Here is a 3,927-nt window from a genome sequence, read left to right as displayed (position 1 = left end):
AAAAAGATAAAAAGCTTTTTAGAATAGTTAGAGGCAATGATAAATCTTCTTCAATTTTAGAAATGACACAAGATGAGATACAAAATGATTATCAGGCTTATTGGAAAATACTAAAAGACCATGAAAATGGAAATGCTCATGACAATATTTTGGCAAATGCAATGCGAAATATACTCGAGAATTTTTTTGGATTTATAGATAATGAAAAGATGAAAGAATCAGTCAATCAACTTGACTCTATAAAATATAGTGCATTTTTAAGATACATAGATAGAGAGTCTCATTCCGACCAAACAAATATTTCTGATGTTAAAGAGATTGATGTGAGTTTATTCAAAGAAGCATTTAAAAAAATATTTGATGAGTCAGGCAATATCAAACATTACAACAAAATGATGGATATTGAAATTGGAGTTGTGAATGAATAATATAACTCAAAAATTTGAACTCCACTATTATCTTAAAGACAACTTACATGCCATGAACGCTTTTGTGAGGAATAAAGCGGAAAAAGATTTTCTTGAAGCAGTCAAAAGGATAGGTGAACTTTTAGATAGTGAGTTAAATATCGAAACAGAAGCTTATCAAGAGGGCGGAGTTATTGAGTATCTAACATTTTCTGGAGTTGTGGTAGTAGGAGCTTTAAAATATTTAGCACCCGCATTGAATGATATTATTACCCATTATGCTACAAGAGATACACAAGCAGAAACTTTGGATAAAAAAATCAAAGAAGCAACGCTTCAAAATTTAGAGCTAGACAATCAGCAAAAAACACTAGAAATAGAAGAGCAAATAGAGAAAAAACTCAATGACAAACTCGTGCAAAAATATATTTCAAATTTTTATAAAAAAATTGATGCTTATGAAAAAGTAGAGAAGATTGGATATAGAAGTTTAGAGAATAATGAAGATGAATATATAGTGGAACGAAAAGATTTTAAAAACTTCATTTTACATGATGATACAACTATTTCAGAAGATGAAGATGCAATGATAGAGATAATTTCACCAGTTTTAAAAGAAGGAAAATATAACTGGCGAGGACGATATAAAAATGAAAAAATTGATTTTAGTATGGCTGATTCTAAATTTAAACAAGAAGTTATAGAGGGGAAACATAAATTTTCTAATGGCTCATTGATAAATTGTCATCTTGAGATAAAAGTTACTTTTGATGAATTTGGCGACGAGAAAGGTAGAAGTTATAGAGTGCTACAAGTTTTTGGAACACAAGAGTTAGAACTTGGAGAACTAAAATTACGAGAAGCTGGAAAAAAACGAAAATATCAAAAATGGCTAGAAGAACATCAAGGAAGTTTATTTGATGATATGGAAGATGTAAAATGACAACCGAACCAAACAACCAAATCATCATCTATGAGGACACAAACGGAGAGGTCAAGCTTGATGTATCGCTTGAAAATGAGACGGTGTGGCTTAGCCAAAAACAGTTAGAAGTGCTTTTTGATAAAAGTAAAAAGACTATTTCTGAACACATAGGCAACATTTTCAAAGAGGGTGAACTTGAGAAAGATGCAGTTGTCCGGAATTTCCGGACAACTGCAAGTGACGGTAAAAACTATAATGTTACATACTATAACCTCGATGTAATTATCTCAGTCGGTTATCGTGTCAAGTCAAAAAGGGGTACGGCATTTCGTATTTGGGCAACAAAGGTTCTCAAAGAGTACCTTATAAACGGTTATGCCATCAACCAAAAAAGGCTAGAGCAAAAGGGTTTAAAAGAGCTAAACGAGACTATATCATTACTCAAAGATACTATCTCAAAAAGCGAATTAGAACTAAACGAAGCAAAAGGTTTGCTTGATGTTATTTTGAACTACTCTCGCACTTGGTCGCTTTTGCAAGGGTATGACGAAGACTCTTTGAAGTGCAATTTTGCACCAAAAGAGGCAAAGTTCATCTTAGATTTTGACGAAGCAAAAGAGGCAATCGCACAGCTTAAAACCGAACTTATAAAAAAGGGCGAAGCTACAGAACTTTTTGGAAGAGAAAAGGCTGGAGAGTTTGACGGCATAGTACGAAATATCTACCAAACATTTGGCGGTGTTGATTTGCTTCCTAGTGTAGAAGAAAAAGCAGCAAATCTTCTCTACTACATCATCAAAGGACATCCTTTCAATGACGGTAACAAACGCATCGGTGCTTTTATGTTTATACTTTTTTTATCCAAAAACAATAGGCTTTACAAAACAAACGGCGAACTAAAGATAAATGATAATGCCTTAGTGGCTTTGGCACTTATGACGGCTAAAAGCGACCCGAAACAAAAAGATACCGTCATAAATCTGATAGTAAATATATTGGAGGGGTAAAAGATGAATAATTATACTCCACCATACAAAATAACCTCAAAAATACTAAAACTTTCCATTGAAAATAGTAGTATAGAATATTGGTTTGCCAGAGATTTGCAGAAAGTCCTTGGATATGAAAGATGGGAAAATTTTGCAAATGTAATTCAAAAAGCAAAAACAGCTTGTGAAAACTCTAGCATAAAAATATCAGACCATTTTCGCGATGTCACGAAAATGGTATCAATAGGCTTAAATACACAACGACCCATAGAAGATATAATGCTTACAAGATATGCTTGTTATCTCGTAGCTCAAAATGGTGATAGCAAAAAAGATGATAAAACAAAGTGCTTTGCCAAAAAATAAAGAAGATGATAAATGATAACGTGGTATGTGCAAATTTTGCACATACCACATAGGAAATTATGATGAATAAAATTACAGAAAATGAAATAGAACTTTTTGCGCTTACGCTTTTTGAAAAGCTTGGCTACAACTACATTTATGCTCCAGAACTTGAACGAAATCATGAAGAGGTCTTGCTCAAAGATAGACTTTTAAATGCTGCTCTGAAAATCAATCCATCTTTGCCACAGAGTGCCATAGAAGATGCTATAAAACAGACCCAGAGAATCAAATCAAGCGAACTCTTAAGCGACAATGAAACATTTCATAAACTCTTAGTAGAAGGTGTAAAAGTTGATATACAAAGAGACGGCATCACTCGTGGTGAGATTGTGCATTTGGTAGATTTTGATGATGTGAGTAACAATGATTTTGTAGTGGCAAATCAATTTACTATCATAGAAAATGGGCATAACAAACGACCAGATATCATCCTATTTGTAAATGGCTTACCTTTGGTGGTGATTGAACTTAAAAATGCAGTTGATGAAAATGCCACTATAAAATCAGCACACAATCAAATCGGCACTTACAAATCACTCATCCCATCACTTTTTACTTACAATGCTTTTTGTGTCATTAGTGACGGTATAGAGGCAAAAGCTGGAACTATTTCAGCTGGACTTAGTCGTTATATGGCATGGAAAACAAGCGATGGAGAAAGCGAAGCTTCAAGGCTGATTCCTCAGATAGAAACACTTATAAATGGAATGTTAAATCCTCTTGTCTTGCTTGACTTGGTGCGAAGTTTTATAGTTTTTGAGAAATCTAAAAAAGAGGACAAGAACGGCATCGTAACTATTGAAACTGTTAAAAAATTAGCCGCTTATCATCAGTACTATGCGGTAAATAAAGCAGTCCAAAGAACGATAAGCGCAAGTAGTGAAGGTGGGGATAAAAAAGGTGGAGTTGTTTGGCACACGCAAGGAAGCGGGAAGTCACTATCTATGGTATTTTATACTGGTAAAATTGTTTTAGCTCTGAGTAACCCAACCGTGCTTGTGATTACTGATAGAAATGATTTGGACGATCAGCTTTTTGATACCTTTGCTAGTTGTGGCAATCTGCTAAGACAAGAACCTATGCAAATAGAAGATAGAGAAGATTTAAAACAAAAGCTCAAAGTCGCAAGCGGTGGAGTGATATTTACGACTATTCAAAAGTTTCAGCCTGAGGAGGGAAATGTTTATGATACTCTCTC

At 34.1% G+C, this 3,927-nt stretch carries 5 protein-coding genes; all 5 read left to right on the top strand.

Features of this window, described 5'->3' with window-relative positions; all coding sequences use genetic code 11:
* Positions 1–428: AAA family ATPase (locus PHI38_RS09550; RefSeq protein WP_299855541.1), on the top strand; the 428-nt coding region annotated here is incomplete at its 5' end.
* Positions 421–1,350: a hypothetical protein gene (locus tag PHI38_RS09545; protein WP_299855538.1), complete on the top strand. Its 930-nt coding sequence runs from the start codon at positions 421–423 to the stop codon at positions 1,348–1,350. The genes PHI38_RS09550 and PHI38_RS09545, both read left to right, overlap by 8 nt.
* Positions 1,347–2,339, top strand: coding sequence for a RhuM family protein (gene rhuM, locus PHI38_RS09540; RefSeq protein WP_299855536.1), 993 nt, complete (start codon positions 1,347–1,349; stop codon positions 2,337–2,339). The genes PHI38_RS09545 and rhuM overlap by 4 nt, the downstream gene beginning before the upstream one ends.
* Positions 2,340–2,342: 3 nt before the next feature.
* Positions 2,343–2,687: a BRO family protein gene (locus tag PHI38_RS09535; protein ID WP_299855534.1), complete on the top strand. Its 345-nt coding sequence runs from the start codon at positions 2,343–2,345 to the stop codon at positions 2,685–2,687.
* 62 nt (positions 2,688–2,749) lie between these two features.
* Positions 2,750–3,927 (top strand): HsdR family type I site-specific deoxyribonuclease (locus PHI38_RS09530; protein WP_299855532.1); only part of this gene is annotated, 1,178 nt, incomplete at its 3' end.

Origin of the sequence: Sulfurimonas sp. (assembly GCF_028694895.1) — a bacterium.
Classification (GTDB): Bacteria; Campylobacterota; Campylobacteria; order Campylobacterales; family Sulfurimonadaceae; genus Sulfurimonas.
This window is presented reverse-complemented; position numbering and strand designations above follow the sequence as displayed.